The 20832-nt window shown below is 71.6% G+C and carries 23 protein-coding genes; 19 read left to right on the plus strand and 4 right to left on the minus strand.

The features are described 5' to 3' along the window. The first annotated feature begins 124 nt into the window (after positions 1 to 124). Together VKN16_12615 and VKN16_12620 are read left to right on the plus strand one after the other, a co-directional pair. Positions 125 to 970, plus strand: coding sequence for a substrate-binding domain-containing protein (locus tag VKN16_12615; protein ID HME95045.1), 846 nt, complete (start codon positions 125 to 127; stop codon positions 968 to 970). 18 nt (positions 971 to 988) lie between these two features. Further along, on the plus strand, positions 989 to 1684 hold the full coding sequence (locus tag VKN16_12620; GenBank protein ID HME95046.1) for an ABC transporter permease: 696 nt from the start codon (positions 989 to 991) through the stop codon (positions 1682 to 1684). 42 nt (positions 1685 to 1726) lie between these two features. Here the strand turns inward: VKN16_12620 and VKN16_12625 are convergent, their stop codons facing one another. Next, positions 1727 to 2122 carry a hypothetical protein gene (locus VKN16_12625; protein HME95047.1) on the minus strand — a complete coding sequence of 132 codons (396 nt, stop codon included), beginning with the start codon at positions 2120 to 2122 and terminating at the stop codon, positions 1727 to 1729. Between the two features lie 80 nt (positions 2123 to 2202). On the opposite strand from VKN16_12625, the gene msrA reads away from it, so the two are divergent. Continuing rightward, complete coding sequence (gene msrA / locus VKN16_12630; protein ID HME95048.1) at positions 2203 to 2940, plus strand: peptide-methionine (S)-S-oxide reductase MsrA; 738 nt, start codon at positions 2203 to 2205, stop codon at positions 2938 to 2940. Positions 2941 to 2956: 16 nt separating this feature from the next. Here the strand turns inward: msrA and VKN16_12635 are convergent, their stop codons facing one another. Beyond that, complete coding sequence (locus VKN16_12635; protein ID HME95049.1) at positions 2957 to 3475, minus strand: hypothetical protein; 519 nt, start codon at positions 3473 to 3475, stop codon at positions 2957 to 2959. Between the two features lie 51 nt (positions 3476 to 3526). On the opposite strand from VKN16_12635, the gene modA reads away from it, so the two are divergent. The 15 genes from modA to VKN16_12710 all read left to right on the plus strand — a co-directional run bounded on the left by modA (position 3527) and on the right by VKN16_12710 (position 15730). Beyond that, a complete protein-coding gene (gene modA / locus VKN16_12640; GenBank protein ID HME95050.1) occupies positions 3527 to 4303 on the plus strand; it encodes a molybdate ABC transporter substrate-binding protein in 777 nt (258 codons plus the stop codon). A 48-nt stretch (positions 4304 to 4351) separates the two neighbouring features. After that, complete coding sequence (locus VKN16_12645) at positions 4352 to 4561, plus strand: molybdopterin-binding protein (protein ID HME95051.1); 210 nt, start codon at positions 4352 to 4354, stop codon at positions 4559 to 4561. Positions 4562 to 4613: 52 nt separating this feature from the next. Further along, positions 4614 to 5279, plus strand: a complete 666-nt coding sequence (gene modB, locus VKN16_12650) for a molybdate ABC transporter permease subunit (protein ID HME95052.1) — start codon at positions 4614 to 4616, stop codon at positions 5277 to 5279. Next, complete coding sequence (locus VKN16_12655; GenBank protein ID HME95053.1) at positions 5276 to 6406, plus strand: ABC transporter ATP-binding protein; 1131 nt, start codon at positions 5276 to 5278, stop codon at positions 6404 to 6406. The genes modB and VKN16_12655 overlap by 4 nt, the downstream gene beginning before the upstream one ends. Further along, the gene (locus VKN16_12660; protein ID HME95054.1) at positions 6406 to 7524 is read left to right on the plus strand and encodes an ABC transporter ATP-binding protein; all 1119 of its coding nucleotides are present in this window, start codon (positions 6406 to 6408) and stop codon (positions 7522 to 7524) included. The genes VKN16_12655 and VKN16_12660 overlap by 1 nt, the downstream gene beginning before the upstream one ends. 63 nt (positions 7525 to 7587) lie before the next feature. Then, positions 7588 to 7818, plus strand: a complete 231-nt coding sequence (locus tag VKN16_12665) for a YdcH family protein (protein ID HME95055.1) — start codon at positions 7588 to 7590, stop codon at positions 7816 to 7818. 21 nt (positions 7819 to 7839) lie between these two features. Beyond that, complete coding sequence (moaC, locus tag VKN16_12670) at positions 7840 to 8364, plus strand: cyclic pyranopterin monophosphate synthase MoaC (GenBank protein HME95056.1); 525 nt, start codon at positions 7840 to 7842, stop codon at positions 8362 to 8364. Next, positions 8361 to 9491, plus strand: coding sequence for an acetoin utilization protein AcuC (locus VKN16_12675; protein HME95057.1), 1131 nt, complete (start codon positions 8361 to 8363; stop codon positions 9489 to 9491). Before moaC ends, VKN16_12675 begins: the two co-directional genes overlap by 4 nt. Before the next feature lie 65 nt (positions 9492 to 9556). After that, positions 9557 to 10948, plus strand: coding sequence for an adenylate/guanylate cyclase domain-containing protein (locus tag VKN16_12680; GenBank protein ID HME95058.1), 1392 nt, complete (start codon positions 9557 to 9559; stop codon positions 10946 to 10948). 43 nt (positions 10949 to 10991) lie between these two features. Then, the gene (locus VKN16_12685) at positions 10992 to 12047 is read left to right on the plus strand and encodes a polysaccharide deacetylase family protein (GenBank protein HME95059.1); all 1056 of its coding nucleotides are present in this window, start codon (positions 10992 to 10994) and stop codon (positions 12045 to 12047) included. Further along, positions 12044 to 13228 carry a LysM peptidoglycan-binding domain-containing protein gene (locus VKN16_12690; protein ID HME95060.1) on the plus strand — a complete coding sequence of 395 codons (1185 nt, stop codon included), beginning with the start codon at positions 12044 to 12046 and terminating at the stop codon, positions 13226 to 13228. The genes VKN16_12685 and VKN16_12690 overlap by 4 nt, the downstream gene beginning before the upstream one ends. An 11-nt stretch (positions 13229 to 13239) precedes the next feature. Beyond that, positions 13240 to 13821 (plus strand): peptidoglycan-associated lipoprotein Pal, encoded by a 582-nt coding sequence (pal, locus tag VKN16_12695; GenBank protein ID HME95061.1) that lies wholly within the window; start codon positions 13240 to 13242, stop codon positions 13819 to 13821. A gap of 38 nt (positions 13822 to 13859) precedes the next feature. Next, positions 13860 to 14684, plus strand: a complete 825-nt coding sequence (locus VKN16_12700; GenBank protein HME95062.1) for a mechanosensitive ion channel family protein — start codon at positions 13860 to 13862, stop codon at positions 14682 to 14684. A 30-nt stretch (positions 14685 to 14714) separates the two neighbouring features. Continuing rightward, a complete protein-coding gene (locus VKN16_12705; protein HME95063.1) occupies positions 14715 to 14918 on the plus strand; it encodes a hypothetical protein in 204 nt (67 codons plus the stop codon). Positions 14919 to 15076: 158 nt separating this feature from the next. Beyond that, complete coding sequence (locus tag VKN16_12710) at positions 15077 to 15730, plus strand: peroxiredoxin (protein ID HME95064.1); 654 nt, start codon at positions 15077 to 15079, stop codon at positions 15728 to 15730. 21 nt (positions 15731 to 15751) lie between these two features. On the opposite strand, the gene VKN16_12715 is transcribed toward VKN16_12710, so the two are convergent. Then, on the minus strand, positions 15752 to 16126 hold the full coding sequence (locus VKN16_12715; GenBank protein ID HME95065.1) for a hypothetical protein: 375 nt from the start codon (positions 16124 to 16126) through the stop codon (positions 15752 to 15754). Positions 16127 to 16279: 153 nt separating this feature from the next. Between VKN16_12715 and VKN16_12720 the strand changes: the two genes are divergently transcribed. Further along, positions 16280 to 16576: a hypothetical protein gene (locus VKN16_12720; GenBank protein HME95066.1), complete on the plus strand. Its 297-nt coding sequence runs from the start codon at positions 16280 to 16282 to the stop codon at positions 16574 to 16576. Here the strand turns inward: VKN16_12720 and VKN16_12725 are convergent. Further along, positions 16573 to 20802, minus strand: coding sequence for a DEAD/DEAH box helicase (locus tag VKN16_12725; protein ID HME95067.1), 4230 nt, complete (start codon positions 20800 to 20802; stop codon positions 16573 to 16575). The genes VKN16_12720 and VKN16_12725 overlap by 4 nt on opposite strands. Positions 20803 to 20832: the final 30 nt, after the last annotated feature.

Genomic DNA, 20832 nt, shown 5'->3' on the forward strand with positions numbered 1-20832 from the left:
CGGCGCTCCCGCGGGTCGGTATGCTCTCGCGTGCATCCGGCCATCGCGCATCGCGATGGCCGCTCTCTTCCGCCTGCGACGGCCGGTGCCTGCGCCGCGGAGACTCGTCATACGGAGGTTCGCCATGATGATGGCTCGATCGCGCGCGGGACTCTGGCTGGCGCTCGCGCTGGCGCTGCCGTCGTCGCCGGCGCCCGCGCTCGCCCGGTCCAACGTCGTCATTCTCTCCACCACGACCAGCACCCAGGACTCGGGCCTGCTCGACGTGCTGGTGCCGATGTTCGAGAGGAAGACCGGCCTCACCGTGAAGACCATCTCGGTCGGCACCGGCCAGGCCCTCGCCCTGGCCGCCCGCGGGGAGGCCGACGTCACGCTGGCCCACGCCCCGTCGGTCGAGAAGAAGTACGTCGAGGAAGGCAAGATGTCCAACCGCCGCCTCGTCATGTACAACGACTTCGTGATCATCGGCCCGCCCGCCGATCCCGCGAAGATCCGGGGCGTGCCGAAGGCGGTGGAGGCGCTCAAGCGCATCGCGGAGAGCCAGTCGCGCTTCGTCTCGCGCGGCGACAAGTCCGGCACCCACGTGCTGGAGCACCGGTTGTGGAAGCAGGCGGGCGTCGAGCCGAAGGGGGCCTGGTACATCGAGTCGGGGCAGGGTATGGGACAGACCCTCGGCATCGCGAACGACCGCCGCGCCTACACCCTGACCGACCGCGGCACCTACCTCGCCTTCCAGAAGCGCGTGGACCTCCCGATCCTGGTCGAGAAGGACCGGCCGCTGCTGAACATCTACTCGGTGATGGAGGTCAATCCGGCCAACGGCCCGCGGGTCAATGCCGCGGGCGGCCGAGCGTTCGCCGAGTTCATCCTGGCGCCCGACACCCAGGCGGTCATCAAGACCTTCGGCGTCGACAAGTACGGCCAGCCCCTCTTCGTGCCGATCGCCGGCAAGAAGGACGAGGATCTCTAGGTCGTCGCCGAGGGCGCGGTGAGCCTCTTCGGCGAGGGCCTCCTCGAAGCGCTCCGGCTGCTCGTCGCCGGCGACCCGGAGGTCTGGCAGATCGCCTGGCTGTCGCTGCAGATCTCCGCGACCGCCACGCTGCTGTCGCTGCTCATCGGCGTGCCGATCGGCGCGCTGCTCGCGCTGTCACGCTTCCCCGGCCGCGCCCTCGCGGTGAGCCTGGTCAACACCGGCATGGGATTGCCGCCGGTGGTGGTCGGCCTCTTCGTGACGATCCTGCTCTGGCGCAACGGCGCGCTCGGCTTCCTCGAATTGCTCTACACGCCGGCCGCGATGATCGCCGGCCAGCTGGTCATCGCGGCGCCGATCGTGACCGGCCTCACCCTGGCCGCGGTCCAGCAGGTGCCCGAGGCGTTCCGCCTGCAGATGCTGGGGCTCGGGGCCTCGCGGATCCAGATGATCTGGGTGCTGCTCAAGGAAGCGCGGCTGCCGATGCTGGCCGCGGTGATGGCCGGCTTCGGCGGCGTGATCTCCGAGGTCGGCGCCTCCATGATGCTCGGCGGCAACATCAAGGGCTCGACGCGCGTGCTGACCACCGCCACCGTGCTCGAGACCGGCAAGGGCAACTTCGACCTCGCCATCGCGCTGTCGGTGATCCTGCTCGTGATCACCTTCCTGGTGAACTGGGCGCTCAGCTGGATCCAGCAGCGCCGCCGCGCCTAGCGGTCGCTCGTCGAAGCGCGAGACCGTCCGCCGCGCGCGCCTCTACCGGGGAGACGACAGCGGAATCGGGACGCAGTCCGACCCGCACGCCGAGGCCGCGGCCGACGGGGCGGGCCCGGGTCGGTGCAGGACCGCGCGGGTGGGCGTGAGACGCAGCCGGCTGCCGTCGCCACCCGGGTCCGGAGTGGCCACCGCGTCGACGATGAGGCTGTAGTCGCCGTCGTGGCGAGCCGGGTAGAGCAGCGAGACCTGACCGCGTGCCCGCACATTGGACGCGGTGCGCGAGCCGACCACGGCGAGCAGCCCCTCGGAATGCGGCGTGACCTCGGCAGCCACGACGTGAGGCGCCCCCGCCTCGCCGACCGTGATGACGTAGGCGCCGGCTCCGCGCTCGCGCAGCGCAGTCTCCAGGCTGGCCGGGGTGACGGAGGTGCTCATGGGCGTCATGCGTAGCCTACCACCATCGGTTGACACCGTCAGGCGCGACTGGTACGGAAAGAGGCACGAGGTCCACGACGATGCGAAGCTCGATCCCTCGGCGCACGATTCGGCGATGGACGGCCGCGGCGGCCGCCCTCTCGCTCGCCCTCGGCCTCGGGGTCGGAGCGCGCGCCGTCGGCTTCGGGGGCGAGGCCGCGGTGCTGGTGCCGCCCCCCGCGGTCGACAATCCGCCGGTCGACAATGTATCGGGGGCCACTCAGGTCGCGGTCCTCGCGGGCGGGTGCTTCTGGGGCGTCCAGGGCGTCTATCAGCACGTGCGCGGGGTCCAGCAAGTGCTGTCCGGCTATGCCGGCGGCACGCGCGAGACGGCCGACTACGAGACGGTCAGCCGGGGCGCGAGCCGTCACGCCGAGTCGGTGGAGATTCGCTTCGATCCGAAGGAGGTCTCTTACGGCGAGATCCTCCAGATCTACTTCTCGGTGGTGCACGATCCCACCCAGCTCGATCGCCAGGGGCCGGACGTCGGGCCGCAGTATCGGTCCAACATCTTCTATGCCGACGACACGCAGAAGCGCATCGCCCTGGCCTACATCGCCCAGCTCGACCGCGCCAGGGTCTTCGGCCGGCGGATCGTCACGCGCGTGGATCCGCTCGGAGGATTCTATCCCGCGGAGGCGTACCACCAGGACTTCCTGATCCGCAATCCGACGTACCCCTACATCGTGGTCCACGACCTGCCGAAACTCGAGCACCTGAAGAAGACGTTCCCCGCCCGCTACCGCGAGCGGCCGATCACCGCCGGGAAGTCCCGGTAGCGCCCGGCGCGCGGCGTCAGCGCGTCGGACGATCGGAGGACGGGCTGCCGGCCCGCGCCCGGGATCTGGCCGCGCGCCGACCTCGAGCCGACCGCACCGCCGCCCGCGGGGCCCGCCCGCGGGCGGCCACCTCGTCCGGAGTCGGTCCGCTCGGCCCGAGCGCCTCGTCGATCCGATCGCGCAGGGCGCGTAGGCGCTCCAGCAGGAGGTGACCGGTCTCGGTCAGCTCCATGCCCCGCGCGCTTCCGCGCCCGGGTCGATTGCGCACGATCGGAGTCCCGAGCGCGCGCTCGGCGCGCCGCAGGTAGCCCCAGGCGTGCCGGTACGACCAGCCGATCTCGCGGACGGTGCGGGCCAGGGAGCCGTGTTGCAGGATCCCGCCCAGCAGATGGATGCCGCCGTCGCCCGCGAAGAAGTCGCCGGCCAGCTCGAGCCAGACCTTCGTCTTGACCTGGGCGGCGATTATGTTCTCGTGAGCATTTTGAAGTGCCGCAGCGCGCTGCGTAGCATTGGGCGGCGACGGTCGGGTGGCCATGACGGGCCTACAGTACCACGATCGAGCGCACGCTCAGGAGGCGACGCACGGATGCGGTTCGTGAAGATGCTCGCGCTGGCTCTCGCGGCGCTCCTGCTCGGCGCGCCGGTCGTCCGCGCGCAGGAAGTGACGCTGTCGGTCGCGATCAGCCTGAAGGACGCCATCGTGGAGCTCGGCCGCGGATTCACCGCCGCGCATCCGGGCGTGGCGCTCCGGTACAACTTCGGCGCCTCCGGTGATCTGCAGAAGCAGATCGAGGCGGGCGCGCCGGTGGACGTGTTCCTCTCGGCGGCCCAGCGGCAGATGGACGAGCTGGAGAAGCAGAGCCTGATCGTGGCGACGACTCGTCGCGCCTTCGCCCGCAACGTGCTCACGGTGGTGAAGCCGGCGGACTCGCGTCTGGACGTCGTCAAGGCTGTCGATCTCCTCGAAGCGCGGGTCGGCAAGATCGCGGTGGGCAATCCCAAGAGCGTGCCCGCCGGGCAATACGCGGAGGAGAGCTTGCAGAAGCTCGACCTCTGGGATCGCCTGCAGCCCAAGCTCGTGTTCGCGGAGAACGTCCGACAGGTGCTCGACTACGTCGCGCGCGGCGAGGTCGACGCCGGGTTCGTGTACACCACCGATGCGGCCACGCGCGCCCAGGGCGTCAAGGAGGCCTTCCGTCCGCTCGAAGACACCTACCGCCCGGTGATCTATCCGGGGGCGGTGGTGGCGGCCTCGAAGCAGCCGGCCCTCGGGGGGGCGTTTCTCGATCTGCTCGAGAGCCCCCGGGGCCGAACCGTGCTGGGCCGGTTCGGCTTCCAGCCGCCGCCGGCCGGTGCCCGCTGAGTCGGCCGGCCGCGGCCTGAACGTCGCCGGAGGACAAAGGAGGCCACCATGCGCCTGAGCGCCCGCAACATCTTCAAGGGCAAGATCCTCGAAGTCACGAAGGGTACGACCACCGCGCACGTCAAGATCGACGTCGGCGGCGGCACCGTGGTCTTCTCCTCGATCACGAACGAGGCGGTGGAATCGCTCGGGCTCAAGGTCGGGGATCCGGCCTACGCGGTCATCAAGGCCTCCGACGTCATGATCGGCAAGGACTGACGGTGCCCGCGGGCGCGGCCACGCTCGAGGCCGTCGGCTCAGGGCCCCCATCGTGAGCCCGGACAGCATCTCCGCCCTCCGGCTGTCGTTCCAGGTGGCGGTGGCGGCCACGGCGCTCAACGCGCTGGTCGGCATTCCCATCGCCTACGTGCTGGCCCGCCGGCGCTTCTGGGGCAAGAGCCTGGTGGATCTGCTGGTCACCCTGCCGCTGATCCTGCCGCCCACCGTGGTCGGCTACTACCTCATCGTCCTGCTCGGCCGCCGTGGGCTGCTCGGGCGCCCGCTCTACGAGCTGACCGGCTTCACGGTGGCCTTCACCTGGTACGCGGCGGTGATCGCGGCCACCGTGATGGCGCTGCCGCTCCTGGTGCGCACGGTGCGCGCCGCCATCGAGTCGGTGGACCGAGACCTCGAGCGCGCGGCCTACACGCTGGGCCGCTCCGAGCTGCGCACCGCGCTCGAGGTCACGCTGCCGCTGGCCCGCAACGGCATCCTGGCCGGCATGGTGCTGGCCTTCGCGCGCGCCCTCGGCGAGTTCGGTGCCACGCTGATGCTGGCCGGCAACATCCCCGGCAAGACCACCACCGTGCCGCTCTCGATCTACACCGCGGTGCAGACGGGAGAGAGCGGCGAGGCCGTCGCTCTGGTGGCGGCGCTCACCGCGCTGTCGTGCGTGGTGCTGATCGCGGCCAATCGGCTCGGGGCGCGGGCGACATGACCAGCCGCCTCGAGGTGTCGATCCGCAAGTCGTTGCCCGGCTTCACCCTCGATGTCGAGTGGAGCGCGGGTGACGGTGTCGCCGCGCTCTTCGGTCCCTCGGGCGCGGGCAAGACGCTCACGCTCCAGTGCCTGGCCGGGCTGGTGCGTCCCGATGCGGGACGCATCGTGGTGGACGGCCAGGTGCTCTTCGACGCGGCCGCCGGCATCGACGTGCCGCCCCAGCGCCGACGCGTCGGCTACGTGTTCCAGGGCTACGCGCTCTTCCCGCATCTCACCGTGCGCGACAACGTCGGCTTCGGGCTCCGCGAGCGGAGCCGCGCGGATCGAACCCGGCGCGGGGACGAGGTGCTGGCCCGCCTCGGTCTCGACGCGCTGGCCGAGCGGTATCCGCGCGAGCTGTCGGGCGGCCAGCGCCAGCGGGTCGCGCTCGGGCGCGCCCTGGCCACCAATCCCGCCCTGCTCCTGCTCGACGAGCCGCTGTCGGCCCTCGACCTGCCGCTGCGCCAGGCCCTGCGCGACGAGCTGCGCGCCGTCCTCTCCGACTGGGGCATCGCCGCGGTGCTGGTCACCCACGATCTCGGCGAGGCCTACCGGCTGGGCGACCGCATCGTGGTGTACGAGGAGGGCCGCGTGATCCAGGCGGCGCCGCGGGCCGAGCTGCTCTGGCGGCCGTCGTCGCGCGCCGTCGCCCGCATCATGGGCATCCGGAACCTGGTGCAGGGGGTCACGCTCAAGGCCACCGCCGACCGCATCCAGCTCCGCTGGCGCGGGCAGCTGCTCGAGGCGGTGAACTCGCCCATACGCTCCTACCTGCCCGCGCCGGACAGCCCACTCGCCTTCTACATCCGGCCCGAGTATGTCCGGCTGATCCGGAAGGACCGCGACCGGGTGGACGGCGCCCACCACATGAACCTCATGTCCGGCACCGTGGTGCGCGAGGTGGACCTGGGCACCGCGTGGACCCTCTTCCTTCGGCTCGACGAGCCGGGCGAGCCCGCGCAGGGCGACTACGATCTGGAGCTGGACGTGCCGCGGCTCGTGTACGAGATCCTCGAGATCGAGCGCGACCGGCACTGGCAGTTCTCGCTCCATCGGGGCGCGATCCACGTGCTGCCGTCGGCGTGATGGCCGTCCCGGTCGTCGCGCTGCACGCCATCCGGGTGGTCCGCGGCGAGACGACCGTGCTGGACGTCCCCGACCTGGCGGTGGACGCGGGCCAGGTCCTCGCCGTGATCGGGCCCAACGGGGCCGGCAAGTCCACCCTGCTGCGCGTGATGGGGCTGCTGGAGACCGCGACGGCGGGCAGCGTGCGCTTCCAGGGCGAGCGGGTGAGCCCGGCCGACGGCCTGGCGCTCCGCCGGCGCATGGCCAGCGTCTTCCAGGAGCCGCTGCTCACCGACGCGACCGTGCGCGACAATGTCGCCCTGGGGCTTCGCTTCCGGGGCGTCGCCGCGGCCAGGACGGCGCCGCGGGTGGCCGAGTGGCTCGAGCTGCTGGAGATCGCGCACCTGGCCGACCGCCAGGCCCGCACGTTGTCCGGCGGAGAGGCCCAGCGCACCGCGCTGGCCCGGGCCCTGGTGCTCGAGCCCGAGCTGCTCCTCCTGGACGAGCCGTTCTCGGCGCTCGATCAGCCGACGCGGGAGACGCTGATCGAGGACCTGGGCCGGATCCTGCGGCGCCGCCGGGCGACCGCGGTGCTGGTCACCCACGACCGGGGCGAGGCCCGGGCGCTCGGGGATCGGGTCGCGGTGATCCTCCGGGGGCGGCTCCTCCAGGTCGACCAGGCGGGCCAGGTGTTTCGCGCGCCGGTCTCCGAGGAGGTCGCGCGCTTCGTCGGCGTCGAGACCCTGGTGGAGTGTCGGGTCCGCGCGGTGACCGACGGGCTGGCCATCCTCGAGGCCGGCCCGCAGACCATCGAGGTCGCCCAGCCGGCCGAGGCGTGCGAGTGGGTTCGGCTCTGCGTTCGTCCGGAGGACGTCACGCTCTCGGCCCGCACCGGCGACGCGCCGTCGAGCGCGCGCAACCATCTCGCCGGGCACATCGTGCGCATGGCCGCGAGCGGACCCCATGTGCGCGTGACCATTGATTGCGGGTTTCCTCTCGTGGCGCTCGTGACGCAGCGCTCCGTCGACGAGCTGCGGCTCGCAACGGGCAGTCCGGTGACCGCGCACTTCAAGGCCACTGCGCCGCACCTGCTGCGCCACTCCCGAAGCCTTGACAGTCCGGAGAGCGGGGGAGTATAACGCGGGTACATCGATCCGCAGCTGGGGCAGGGTCCTGAGCCAGCGCTTCGCAAGGAGGTCCGCATGCCCGACGCCGAAGCTTTCATCGAGCGGCTCACCACGGAGAACCACGATTTCCGCAAGCTCCGCGAGGAGCACCAGCGCTACGAAAGAGAGCTGACCGACCTCAACGGTCGGGGCTTTCTCTCTCCCGAGCAGCAGTGGCGTGTGAGCGAGCTGAAGAAGCTCAAGCTCATCGCGAAGGATCGGATGGAGGTCCTCCTCCGACACGCGCGCGCCGCGACGCACGCCTGAGTCGGGTCCCGAACCCGGCCGATGTCCACGCCGCGGAACGTGCAGGGCTTCCGCGGCCTGTCCCACCTGACTCCCGCCGGTGAGGCGCGCATGGTGGACGTCTCCGCCAAGTCGGAGACGGTCCGCGAGGCGGCCGCCCGAGTGACCCTCCGGATGAGGCCGGCGACGCTCGGCGCCGTCCGCGCCGGCCAGCTCGCCAAGGGCGACGTCCTCGGAGTGGCCCGCACCGCGGGCATCATGGCGGCCAAGCGCACCCCCGATCTGATCCCGCTGTGCCATCCGCTGCGGATCACCGGCGTGGACGTGGAGTTCGTGCTCGACTCGCGCCGGTCCACGATCACCGTGCTCGCGCGCGTGCGCACGGTGGACAAGACCGGCGTGGAGATGGAGGCGCTGACCGCGGCCGCGGTGGCCGGCCTCACCGTGTACGACATGGTGAAGGCGGTGGACCGGGGCGTGGTCCTCACCGACCTGTGCCTCGTGGAGAAGTCCGGCGGCAAGTCCGGCACCTGGAAGCGTCCTCGCTTCCCGCGGCGCCGCCCATGACCACGACCGCGATCGTCTATTCCGACGAGTGGCGCCACTTCGACTACGGGCGCGAGCATCCGCTGCGCATGGAGCGGCTCGGGCTCACGTGGCGGCTCATGGAGGCCTACGGTCTCACCGCGCTGCCCCGCGCCAAGGTCTTCGCGCCCGAGGCGGCGCCGCTCGATCAGATCGCCCGCTTCCACAGCCGTGAGTACATCGAGATCCTCCGCGCGGTGAGCGCGGGCGACTGGGTGCCCCACGCCGCGCGCTACGGTCTGGGCCCGGGCGACAACCCGATCTTCCCGGGGGTGTGGGAAGCGGCGCAGCTGGCGGCGGGCGGCTCCCTGCTGGCCGCGCAGCTCGTGGCCGGCGGCGAGGTGGACCGCGCGTTCCACTTCGCGGGCGGGCTCCACCACGCGATGCCCGGGCGTGCCTCGGGCTTCTGCTACGTCAACGACGCGGTGCTGGCGATCATGCACCTGCGCGGACGCGGCCTGCGGGTGGCCTACGTGGACATCGACGCCCATCACGGAGACGGCGTGCAGTTCGCCTTCTACGACGACCCCCAGGTGCTGACGATCTCCACCCACGAGCGGGGCGATCGGCTCTTTCCCGGCACCGGCTTCGTGGTGGAGATGGGCGAGGGCGACGGCCTGGGCTATTCCGTCAACGTGCCGCTCCAGCCGCTCACCGACGACTCGGTCTACCACGAGGCGTTCGAGGCGGTGGTGCCGCCGCTGGTGACCGCGTTCCGGCCGGACGCGCTGGTCATCCAGCTCGGCATCGACTCGCACCGGACCGACCCGCTCACCCACCTGAGCCTCACCGTGCAGGGCTTCGACCGCGCGGTGCGCCGGCTGCTGCCGCTGGCTCCGCGCGTCGTCGCCCTCGGGGGCGGCGGCTACGACCTCGCCAACGTGGCCCGGGCCTGGACCGCGGCGTGGGCGGCCATGAACGACGTGGCGCTGCCGGACGCTCTGCCGCCCGAGAGTCACCCCGACATGCAGCGGCTCGGCCTTGCGCACATGACCCTGAGCGATCCCGTCGAGACGGTGCCGCCCGAGACGCACCGCTGGACCGAGGACTACGCCCGGCGCCAGGTCGGCGAGATCCACGAGCGGATCTTTCCGCGGCACGGGCTGTAGGCCGGTCCCGCGTGGAGGCCACCTCGAGCGATCCGCAGCCGGCGACGGCAGACCCGGCGACCCCGGTGGCCGTCGCGGGCACCGCTCCGATCCGGGTGCCGCTGAAGGTCAAGCTCAGCCTGCTGATCACCGCGCTGGTCGTGCTCACGGTGGCCCTCGTCGGTCTCTTCCTGCTTCGCCAGCAGCAGCAGAGCCTGACCGCGGAGATGACCAAGCGCGGCCTCACCATGGCCGAGAACTTCGCGGCGGGGGCCAAGACGCCGCTGCTCACCGGCGACGACCTGACCCTCGGCGTCCTCGTCACCGACGCCATGAAGGATCCCGACGTGGCCTACGTGATCGTGGCCGATCACGACGGCAAGGTCCTCGCCCACTCCGACCCGCGGGCCGCGGTGAAGACCGCGGTGGAGCGTCCCAAGGGACTGCGGCCGCTGAAGGACCGGCTGCTGGTGCAGTCCTACAAGGCCCCGCAGGGCCGCATCATCGACTTCGCGGTCCCCCTCGTCTACAGCAGCGTGCCGGTCGGCGCGCTCTACCTCGGCTTCAGCGAGGAGGCCATCCACGCGGCGCTGGCCAGCGCCCGCAACCAGGCGCTGCTCATCACGCTGCTGATGGTGCTGGCCGGCCTGGGCGGGGCGGTCGGCCTCGCCGCGCTGCTCTCGCGCCCGATCTTCCGCCTGGTGCGCGCCACCGGCGCGATCGCGGCGGGCAACTTCAACATCTCGCTGCCGGTGGCGTCGCGCGACGAGCTGGGCGCGCTCACCGAGTCCTTCAACCACATGGCGCGGAGCCTGCGCGAGAAGGAGATGATCAAGCGCGCCTTCACCCGCTACGTGGCGCGCGAAGTGGTCGAGGAGATCCTGAAGAACCCGGAGAAGCTGGCCCTGACCGGGGAGCGCCGGGAGGTCACCGTGCTCTTCTGCGACGTGCGCGGCTTCACCCCGATGTCGGAGCGCATGAATCCCGAGGAGGTCGTGCTGTTGCTCAACGACTTCTACAACCTGATGATCGAGACCACCTTCAAGCACGACGGCACCCTGGACAAGTTCCTCGGCGACGCGGTGATGGCGGTCTTCGGCGCCCCCATGGCGCATCCCGACCACTCCGAGCGCGCCATTCGCACCGCGCTCGCCATGCAGGAGGGCATCGGCGGGCTGAACGAGCGCCGCGCCCGCGAGGGCAAGGAGCCGATCACGGTGGGCATCGGGGTCAGCGCGGGCGAGGCGGTGGCCGGCACGGTGGGCACCGAGGACCGGATGGAGTACACGGTCATCGGCGACAGCGTCAACCTGGCCGCGCGGCTGGAGTCCAGCGCCAAGCCCGGCCAGATCCTGATCAGCCATCGCACCTACGAGCGCGTGCACGACCTGGTGGAGACGCGGCCGCTCGGGCGCATCCGCGTGAAGGGCAAGGAGGAGGAGGTCGAGGTCCACGAGGTGCTCGGCCTGCTTCCCTAGTTTGATCCCGTTATTCGCCTCGGTCGTTTAGGATAGTGAGGCGATGAATCGGACCGCTCGCGCGCGCGCGCTGGCCCTCGGGGGTACCGCGCTCCTCCTCTCGGCCTGCGCCTCGATGGGGCCCTCGACGGACCCGGCGGCCCCGACCGCCACCCCCGCGGCCCGGCCCGCGCCCGCGCAATCCGCGCCGCGGCCCGCCGCGTACCAGTCCGACGATTTCGTCGTCACCTTCGCCCAGGCGGGAGACACTCCCGAGACGCTCGCCGCGCGCTACCTGGGCGGCGCCGACCGGGCGTGGATGATCGAGGACTACACCGGGATGCGTGCCTTCGCCCCCGGCCAGGAAGTCGTGATCCCGCGCAAGCCGTGGAACCTCTCCGGGGTGACGCCGGGCGGCTACCAGATCGTGCCGATCCTCACCTACCACAACCTCGCCGAGCAGGCGAAGGGCCGGCTGGTGCTGGCGGCCTCGAGCTTCCGCGAGCAGATGCGGTATCTCAAGACCAACGGCTACCGCGTGGTGAGCCTCGCCGATTTCATCGAGTTCACTCGCCTCAACCGTCAGCTGCCGCAACGGGCGGTGGTGCTGACCTTCGACGACGGCTACCGCGCGTTCAAGGACTACGCCTATCCGGTGTTGAAGGAGCTGGGGTTCACCGCCACCCTCTTCGTCTACACGGACTGGGTCGGGGCCGGGCGCGCGGCGCTGTCGTGGAGCGACCTGCGCGAATTGTCCGCCGACGGCTTCGACGTCCAGGCCCACACCAAGACCCACGCCGACCTGCGCCGCGCCACCGGCGAGACCGAGGTGCAGTACGCGCGCCGCATGCAGGCCGAGCTGGAGCAGCCGCAGGAGCTGTTCAGCAAGAACCTCGGCCACCGCAGCCAGATCCTGGCCTATCCCTACGGCCGCTGGGAGGAGGGCCTGCTGCCCAAGGTGACGGAGCACGGCTACATCGCGGCCTTCTCGGTGCGCCGGCAGGGCAACGCCTCCTTCGTGCGGCCGCTGACCGGGCACCGCAGCCAGATCTATTCCGAGATGACCCTGGACGACTTCGTGCGCAACCTCAACGTTTTCCAGGAGGAGAATCTGCGGTGACGCGGGCGCGCGGGCTCTCGCTGCTCGCCGCGATGCTCGCCCTCGGCGGCTGCGCGACCGCCGGCGGTGGCACCCGCCCCGCGCCGAGCGCCAAGGCGCCGGCCGCGGCCTCCGCGCCGGTCGCCGCCGACCCGATCGCGGTCCGCCATCGCCAGCAGGCCGAGGCGCTCGAGCGGGACGGGCAGCTCCGCCGCGCCGCCGAGGAATGGAAGATCGTGCTCACGATCACCCCGGGCGACGCGAAGGCACGCGAGAGTCTGCGCGTGCTGCAGACGAAGATCGAGCAGCAGGTGGGCGAGCGCGTCGACGAGGGGCGCAAGGCACTCGCCCGCGGCGTGCAGGTGGAGGCGCGGCGCAAGTTCCTCGCCGCGCTCGCGCTCGATCCGGGCAACCGGGGCGCGTTCGATCTCCTGCAGAGCAACACCCGGGAGGTGGAGTTCATCACCCACACCGTCCGGGCCGGGGACACCCTGAGCGCGCTGGCCCAGCGCTACTATGGGGACCGCTCGCGCTCCGAGGTGATCTGGGAGACCAACCAGCTGCCGCCGAACCCGCGCCTCGCCCCCGGCAGCACGCTCAAGATCCCCGAGATCCCGGGCGTGCCGTTCGTGCACGCCGAGGCGCGCAAGCCGCCGCCGGTGGTGGCGGCAGTGCCGACCCCGGACATGCCGCGCTCGGCGCCGGTCGCGCCGGCCGCGCCCGCTCCCGCCCCTCCGGCGAAGGAGGAGCTCGCGCCCGAGGTCAATCCTCTGCTGGCCGAGGCGCGCGAGGCGCTCGAGCGCAGCGACTACCCCGACGCGCTGGGCACGGTGGACAAGTACCTGGCCGGCAAGCCGGGGGATCGCGACGGCATCGCGCTGAGGAAGCAGGCGCTCTACGGCCAGGCCAAGAGCCAGATGGAGGCCAAGCAGTATCCGGAGTCCATCCAGAGCCTGACCATGCTGACGCGCATGCAGCCGGACTACGAGGACGCGCCGGCCCTGCTCAAGCAGGCCCGTACGCGTACCATCGAACAGCACTACACGCAGGGCGTGCGGTTCTATCGGGAGGAAAAGCTGAAGGAGGCGATCGCGGAGTGGCGTGTGGTGCTCGAGATGGATCCCAACCACGCGAACGCTCGCCGCAACATCGACCAGGCGGAGAAGCTCCTGAAGGGGCTCGAGCAACGCATGAAGAAATAGGAGACCAATCGATGAATCGACACCTGAGGTCACTGGCCACGGTTATTCCGATCCTCTCGCTCACCCTGTTGCTCGCGGGCTGCCCGAAGCGGCCCCAGATGACGCAGGCCAGCGCGCCCCCGCCGGTGCCGCCGCCGGCCGCCGCCCCGCCGGCGCCCGCGCCGCCGCCGCCCGCTCCGGCCCCGGCCCCGACGCCGCCGCCGGTGGCCGCGCCGACCCCGCCGCCCCCGGCCCCGCCGAAGGAGTACCGGGCCAACGACGCGCTGAAGCAGATCTTCTTCGCCTTCGACAAGGCGGAGATCCGTCCCGCCGACGCCAAGGTGCTGGACGCCGGCGCGGCCTATCTCAAGGCCAATCCCAACCAGCTCGTGCTGATCGAGGGGCACTGCGACGAGCGCGGCACCGCCGAATACAACCTGGCCCTCGGCGAGCGGCGGGCCAAGTCGGCGATGAATTACCTGATCGCCAACGGCATCGAGGCCAGCCGCATCACCACGATCTCCTACGGCAAGGAGCGGCCGGTCTGCACCGAGCACAAGGAGTCGTGCTGGTCGAAGAACCGCAATGATACGTTCCTGACCAAGGAGCGGTGAGCATCGGGACTCTCACGACCTGACCGGGTGACCGGGGAATGGCCGTGCCCGCCCACGACCTGATCATCGACCTGGCGATCCGCTACGGATTCCAGGTGCTGGGGGCGATCGTGATCCTCTGCGCGGGGTTCGTCCTCGCGTGGTGGATCGGCGGGCTGGTGGAGCGGCCGCTCCGGCGCATGGCGCTGGAGCCGCCGCTGCTCCGGCTCATCGTGCGGGTCGTGAGAGTCGTCGTCCTGCTGTTCGCGCTGGTCATCGCGCTCGACAAGTTCGGCTTCCAGATCGCCCCCCTGGTCGCCGGGATCGGAGTCGCCGGTCTCGGCGTCGGCATCGCCCTGCAGGGCGTGCTCGGCAACGTGATCGCCGGCCTCACCATCATCTTCACCAAGCCGTTCCGGGTCGGCGAGCACATCGAGATCGTGGGCATGAAGGGCGACGTGGCCACCATCGAGCTGTTCTCGACCACGCTGCTGCACCCTGACCGGTCGCGCATCATCATCCCGAACCGCAAGATCGTGGGCGAGATCCTCCACAACTTCGGCACGGTCCGACAGATTCACCTGACCGTGAGCGTGCCACACGGCTCCGATCTCGACGCGGTGCTGGCGCTGGTGCGCGACGTGGTCAGCGCCAACCCGCGGGTGCTGCCGCAGCCGGCGCCGGTGATCGGCGTCGGGCAGATCGAGGTCGCCGGGATCCGGATCGGCATCCACCCGTGGGTTCAGGTGCCGGACGTGGTGATCGCCGAGGGCGAGGTGTACCGGGCGCTGATCGAGCGCTTCGGATCGGCCGGCATCGCGGCGCCCGTTCCCCTCCACGAAGTCAAATTGGTCAATTCGGGCGGGATCAAAGACAGTTCTTGACATAGCCGGTCGGGATAGTACTATTCGACCGTGGCCGCCTTAGCCCCTCCCGTTGTCGACGCCCCCGTCGCGATCCGTTGTCAGGTCTGCGCCACCAAGATCGTCGTGCCCGGACCGGACGCGGTCGTCGTGAAGAACGCGATCGTGCGCGTCGACCGCGCCTCGGGACGGGTCACCGCGAAGTGTCCACGCTGTAAAGCCTGGGTGGAGATTCCGTTCCGGTATTTCGGATGAGGCAACCCTAGAAGGCACAAGTCGCAGCACCGAGACAGAAAGCCGAGTGAGGGTCGCGAGCCGGCGATCCTCCTCGGCTTTCGTGCTTCGAGGAGACGAGCGTGAAACGGGCTTGAGCGCGAGCATCCACAGAAACCCACCACCAAGGAGACACCACGATGACGCTACGACTCGGTGATACCGCTCCCGACTTCCAGGCCGAGAGCACCATCGGCCCGATCCGCTTCCACGAGTGGGCCGGCGACAGCTGGACCGTCCTGTTCTCGCACCCGCGCGATTTCACCCCGGTGTGCACCACCGAGCTGGGCTACGTCGCGCGGCTGGCGCCCGAGTTCGCCCGGCGCGGGGTGAAGGCGATCGGGCTCTCGATCGATCCGGTCGCCTCGCATCAGGGATGGCTGGCCGACATCAAGGAGACGCAAGGGCAGGCGGTGAACTTCCCGATCATCGCCGACCCCGATCGGAAGGTGGCGAACCTGTACGGCATGATCCATCCCGCTCACGACGAGGTCTACACGGTCCGCACCGTGTTCGTGATCGACCCGAAGAAGACGCTGCGCCTCTTCCTCACCTATCCCCAGACCACCGGGCGGAACTTCGACGAGATCGTCCGGGTGATCGACTCGCTGCAGCTCACCGACGCCCATCGGGTGGCGACGCCGGTGAACTGGAAGCCGGGCGAGGATGTGATCATCGTGCCCGCCGTCTCGGACGACGAGGCCCGGGGCAAGTTCCCGGGAGGCTGGCGCGCGCTCAAGCCGTATCTGCGGCTCACCCGCCAGCCCGGCGCGGGCGAGCCGACGACGCGGTGAGCGCGGGCTACTACCAAGGTCTCAGGGAGACTGAGTCTCGGCGACCCAATCGACGGAGACGACGGTGACCCGGTAGGTGGCCGCGCCGGCCGCCATGCTCACGCAGAAGAGCCCGGCGCTCCTCGACGAGATCTGGCCGAGCACGTCGCCGTCCCGGCGCCGGGTCACCTCGCCACGCTCATCGAGACCCTCGACGCGGACGCGGACTCGCCGCGCGGCCATCTGCTGGTCGTTGAACACACGTCCGCACACCGTCTGCAGCCCCTGCGCGGGCGGATCCACGTCCCAGCGGAGCCGCAGAGAGCTGGCATCCACCGCGTCCTGGGCCGGGCTCCCCGATGGAAGCAAAGCCAGCCAGCCCACGACAGCCACGTACCCCATCCGTCGCATCGTCATGCGTCACTCCCGCGTCGCACCACGTGATCGAGCCGCTGCCGCCCCATCGGACATCGTATCGCGCCACCGGGCCATCATGACCGAGACTATCTGCGGTTTTCAAAGTTTGACAGGCCGGGTCGCCGGTGCCTACCCTCGTGACCGGAGGGTGCCATGAGGATCGCATTGCTGGCGGTGCTGACGGTCCTGCTGAGCGCCGGAGCGGTCCCGGCTCAGAACACGCCGGGATCGATCGATCTCGAGTACAAGCCGCGCACCCCGCCCGTCCGGCCGGTGCCGACGAAGAAGCTCGAGGAGGACACGGCGCAGGCGATCCGGGAGATCGATCGGCGCCGGAGCGATGAGACGTTGCGCAACGCGCAACCCACCCCGATGCGCAAGCCGAACGTCGACCCCGATCTCACCGGGGGCATCCAGACTCGCGGGCTCAGCGACACCCTGCGCCGCTAGCGGCGCTTCCGCGACGCCGCCCGTACTCGGCGGCTCCGCGGCTCCTCGGGAATGGGCACGCCGTCGCGATACTCCACGTGGTGGCCGAGGACCGCGGGCACGCGCGGGCCCGGCGTGATGACGCCCACCAGGTTCAGCGGGTCGACCGCGGACACCCGCACGGTCTGCTCGCCCCCCTGCTCCCGCCGCAGCGCCCGCAGCGACTCGAGCGCCTCGGGGGCGGCGAACTGCTCGCCGACGAATCCGCCCACGATGCGGCCGCCGCGCAGATCGCCGCGCATCTCGAGACGTCGGTACACGCGAAGCAGGTCGCGCCACGCGGGCAGCCCCGGCTCCCGCTGCAGCAGATCGCGGAAGACCACGCCGTAGCGTCGGACGTACTGGCGGGCGCGGGCCTCCACGAGGTCGTCGGCGGACGGCGCGGCGGGCGGCACGAGGCGGGCCCAGCGCCCGGTACCCGGCGACGGCCGGGGGGCGGCCGGCCGGCCGGGACGTGGCCGCCGGTGCTTCTCGGAGTGCATCAAGCTCCGCAGCCCGGCGAAGCCGTCTCCGGTGACGAGCCCGGCGGTCACCAGCTCGCACAGCGCCTCCTCCACCTCGATCCGAAGCCGTCGCACGCCGGCTGCGATGTCGTCGACGAACGAGGCGCCCCGGAGCGTGAGATAGGCCAGCACGTCGTGGGCAGGACCGGAGGGCCGGGCCGAGGCCTCCGCCGCGCCGTCCGATTCGGGACGCGCGTCGAGCAGCCATCCGAGGTCGCGACGCAGCAGGAGCGCCATCGGCACCGTGGGCGAGAGCCGCCGGCCGGCGTGGCGCGTGCTCTCGCGCAGACCGAGTCGACCCCAGGTGACCTCCCCCGACAGGCACAGCTCGTCGAGCCAGCCCGGCTGGTAGCCGGCCACGCGCGCGGGGAGCACGTCGCGCTCCCAGGCGCCCGCGGCGATCTCGAAGCCCTGCAGCCGCTCGGTGACCCGCAGCAGGCCGTCGCGTCCGTGCTGCTGCGTGCCGGGCTTCACGTGCTGCCAGGCCAGCAGGAACCGGATCAGCACCGCCGCCGATACCGGCTCGATCAGGCGGCGCAGCCCCTCGAGGGTGCGCCGGTGAATCCGCGCGAGGAGCCGCCGATCGCACCATTCCACTGCGTCGGCGGCGAGGCCCTCGGGCGTGAAGCGGCCGCGCAGCACGCCGCCTTCGGCCTCGACGGCGACGAGCGCGGCGTCCACCTCGCCGGGCGCCACCGCGAGCGTGGCCGCGAGCGCGGCCGGGGTGGTCGGGCCCACCAGGCCCAGGTGCGCGCGCACGAGCTCCACCAGCGCGCCCTCGCGATCCGACCACGTGGGCGGCCGGCGCGCGGGCGGCTCGGTCACGTCCGGCTCGAAGCGGGCGCCGGGCCAGACGGCGGCGGCCAGCGAGCGGCGCTCCGCCGCGACCCAGCCGACCCGCGGGCCCTCGCGCAGTCGCGCGGCGCGCCCGGCCGCGATCAGCTCGTCGAGATAGCCGGTCCAGGCCTCGGCCATGTGCTCGGGGAGCAGGCCCACGTCGAGCAGCAGGTCGTGCAGCTCGTCGGCGTTGCGCAGATCCGGCCACGCCTCCTCGACCACCGCCGCGATCGCGGCGGGATCGAGCCGTCCGACGTCGTCGGCCACCGCCGCGGGCAGGCCGCGCCGCAGGGTCACCGCGCGGGCGCGCCGCTCCTCGAGCGGGGCATCGTCGAGATAGGCGTAGGGATTCGCGTTCAGGATCTCGTGAGCGAAGACGGACGGCTCCGGCGTCTCCCGCACCACGCGCCGGATCTGGCCGTCGTGGAGCGCGGTGAGCACGGCGCGGAGGCCGTCGATGTCCATGGCCTCGGTCAGGCAATCCCGCAGGGTCTCGCGGACCAGCGGGTGGTCCGGTACCTCGACGGGCCCGCCGTCCATGTTGTCCTGGCAGGCGGCCTGGGCCGGGAACACCGCGACCAGGAGATCCTCGGCGCGCATCCGCTGGAGATACGGCGGCACCTTGCGGCCGCCCTGCCAGCGGAGCAGCGCCAGCGAGCGGGTGGCGTTCCAGCGCCAGCGGGTGGCGAACATCGGCGCCTGCAGGGCGGCCTGGATCAGCAGCTCGTCGAGCCCGGGCGGGTGCAGCATCTCGAAGACCGCGTCGAGCGGAAAGCTGTGCTGCGGGCCCAGCGAGAGCAGCACGCCGTCGTCGGTGGCCGCGGCCTGCAGCTCGAAGTTGAACGAGTGACAGAGCCGCTTGCGCAGCGCCATGCCCCAGGCGCGGTTGACGCGGCCGCCGAAGGGGGCGTGGATCACCATCTGCATGCCACCGGCCTCGTCGAAGAAGCGCTCCACCACCACCGTCTCCCGCGTGGGCACCGCGCCCAGGGCCGCCTGCGCGGCCGCGATGTAGTCGCGGGCCAGCGTGGCGCCGCGGCGGTCGAGGCCGGTCTCCTGCTCGAGCCACGCGACGGCCGCCTCCGGCTCGTGCAGCCGGTCGGCCACGCCCTGGCGCACCGCCGCGAGCTCGGTGGACAGCTCCGGCGTGCGCGCCGGCCCCTCGCCCAGCCAGAACGGAATGGTGGACGGCGCACCGCCCGCGTCCTCCACGCGCACCTTCCCGCTCTCGATCCGCCGGATGCGCCATGAGGTGTTGCCGAGCAGGATGACGTCGCCCGCCATCGACTCGATCGCGAAGTCCTCGTCGAGCGAGCCGATCGTGGTCTCGTCCGGCTCCAGCACCACGTCGTAGTTCGCGTTGTCCGGAATCGCGCCCCCCGACGTGATGGCGGCCAGCCGGGAGCCGCGGCGCGCCTTCAGGCGCCGCCCCACCGCATCGCGGTGCAGCCGCGCCGCCGCGCGCCCGCGCCGGGTGGCGATGCCGTCGGCCAGCACGTCCACCACCTGGTCGAAGTCGTGCCTGGTGAGATCGGCGTACGGCGCGGCGCGCCGGCACAGCGCGAACAGCCGGTCCTCGTCCTGCTCCTCGCTCGCGCAGATGGCCACGATCTGCTGGGCGAGGACGTCGAGCGGCGCGGCGCGCAGCGCGAGCCGATCGATCTCGCCGCGGCGCGCCGCGCGGGCCAGCGCCGCGCACTCGACCAGCTGGTCGCGGGTGAGCGGGAAGAGGCGGCCCTTGGGGGTGGCGAGCAGGGCGTGGCCGGAGCGGCCCACCCGCTGCAGCGCGGTCGCGATCGAGCGCGGCGAGCCGATCAGGCACGTGAGGTCCACGGTGCCCACGTCGATGCCCAGCTCGAGCGACGCGGTGGCCACCACCAGCGACAGCTCGCCCGATTTCAACCGCTGCTCGGCGTCGAAGCGGCGCTGCCGGCTCAGGCTGCTGTGATGCGCGGCCACCCGCTCGGCGCCCAGGCGCTCGGCCAGGTGACGGGTGACGCGCTCGACCAGACGGCGAGTGTTGACGAACACCAGGGTGGAGCGGTGCTCGCGGGCCAGGGTGGCCACGCGGTCGTAGATCTCCTCCCACTGCTCGTTGGTGCAGACCGCGCCCAGCTCGTCGCCGATCATCTCCACCGCCAGGTCCATGTCGCGCCGCTGGCCGACGTTGACGATCTCGGGCCGCGGCCGGTCGCCCCCGACGAGGAGCCGCGCCGCGGTCTCGATCGGGCGGACGGTGGCCGAGAGTCCGATGCGCTGCAGGCGGGCGCCGCCGCCCGTCCGCACCAGCTCCTCGAGCCGCTCCAGCGAGAGCGCGAGATGCGCGCCGCGCTTGTCGCCGGCCACCGCGTGGATCTCGTCCACGATGACGGTGCGCACCTGGGACAGCCAGCGTCGGCTGGACTCCGCGGTGAGAAGGATGAAGAGCGACTCGGGCGTGGTCACCAGCACGTGCGGTGGGCGGCGGCCGACCTGTCGCCGCTCGTGCGCGGGCGTATCGCCCGTCCGCACCGCGGTGCGGATCTCGGGCGCGGGCAGCCCCGCCGCCACCGCGGCGTCGGCCAGCTCGCGCAGCGGCTCCTCCAGGTTGCGCCGCACGTCGTTGGAGAGCGCCTTGAGCGGCGAGACGTAGAGGATCGCGGTGCGCTCCTCGAGCCGACCCTCCACCGCCTCGCGGAAGAGCTGGTCGAGACAGGCCAGGAACGCGGCGAGCGTCTTGCCCGAGCCGGTGGGCGCGGTCAGCAGGACGTCGTGGCCGGCGGCGATGAGCGGCCAGGCCTGGGCCTGGACCGGTGTGGGCTCGGTGTAGCGCTGACGGAACCACTGGTCGACGACGGGATGGAACACCAGCTCAGTATAGGCGCCTGCATCGACGGC

It is taken from the genome of Candidatus Methylomirabilota bacterium, from assembly GCA_035315345.1.
Classification (GTDB): domain Bacteria; phylum Methylomirabilota; class Methylomirabilia; order Rokubacteriales; family CSP1-6; genus CAMLFJ01.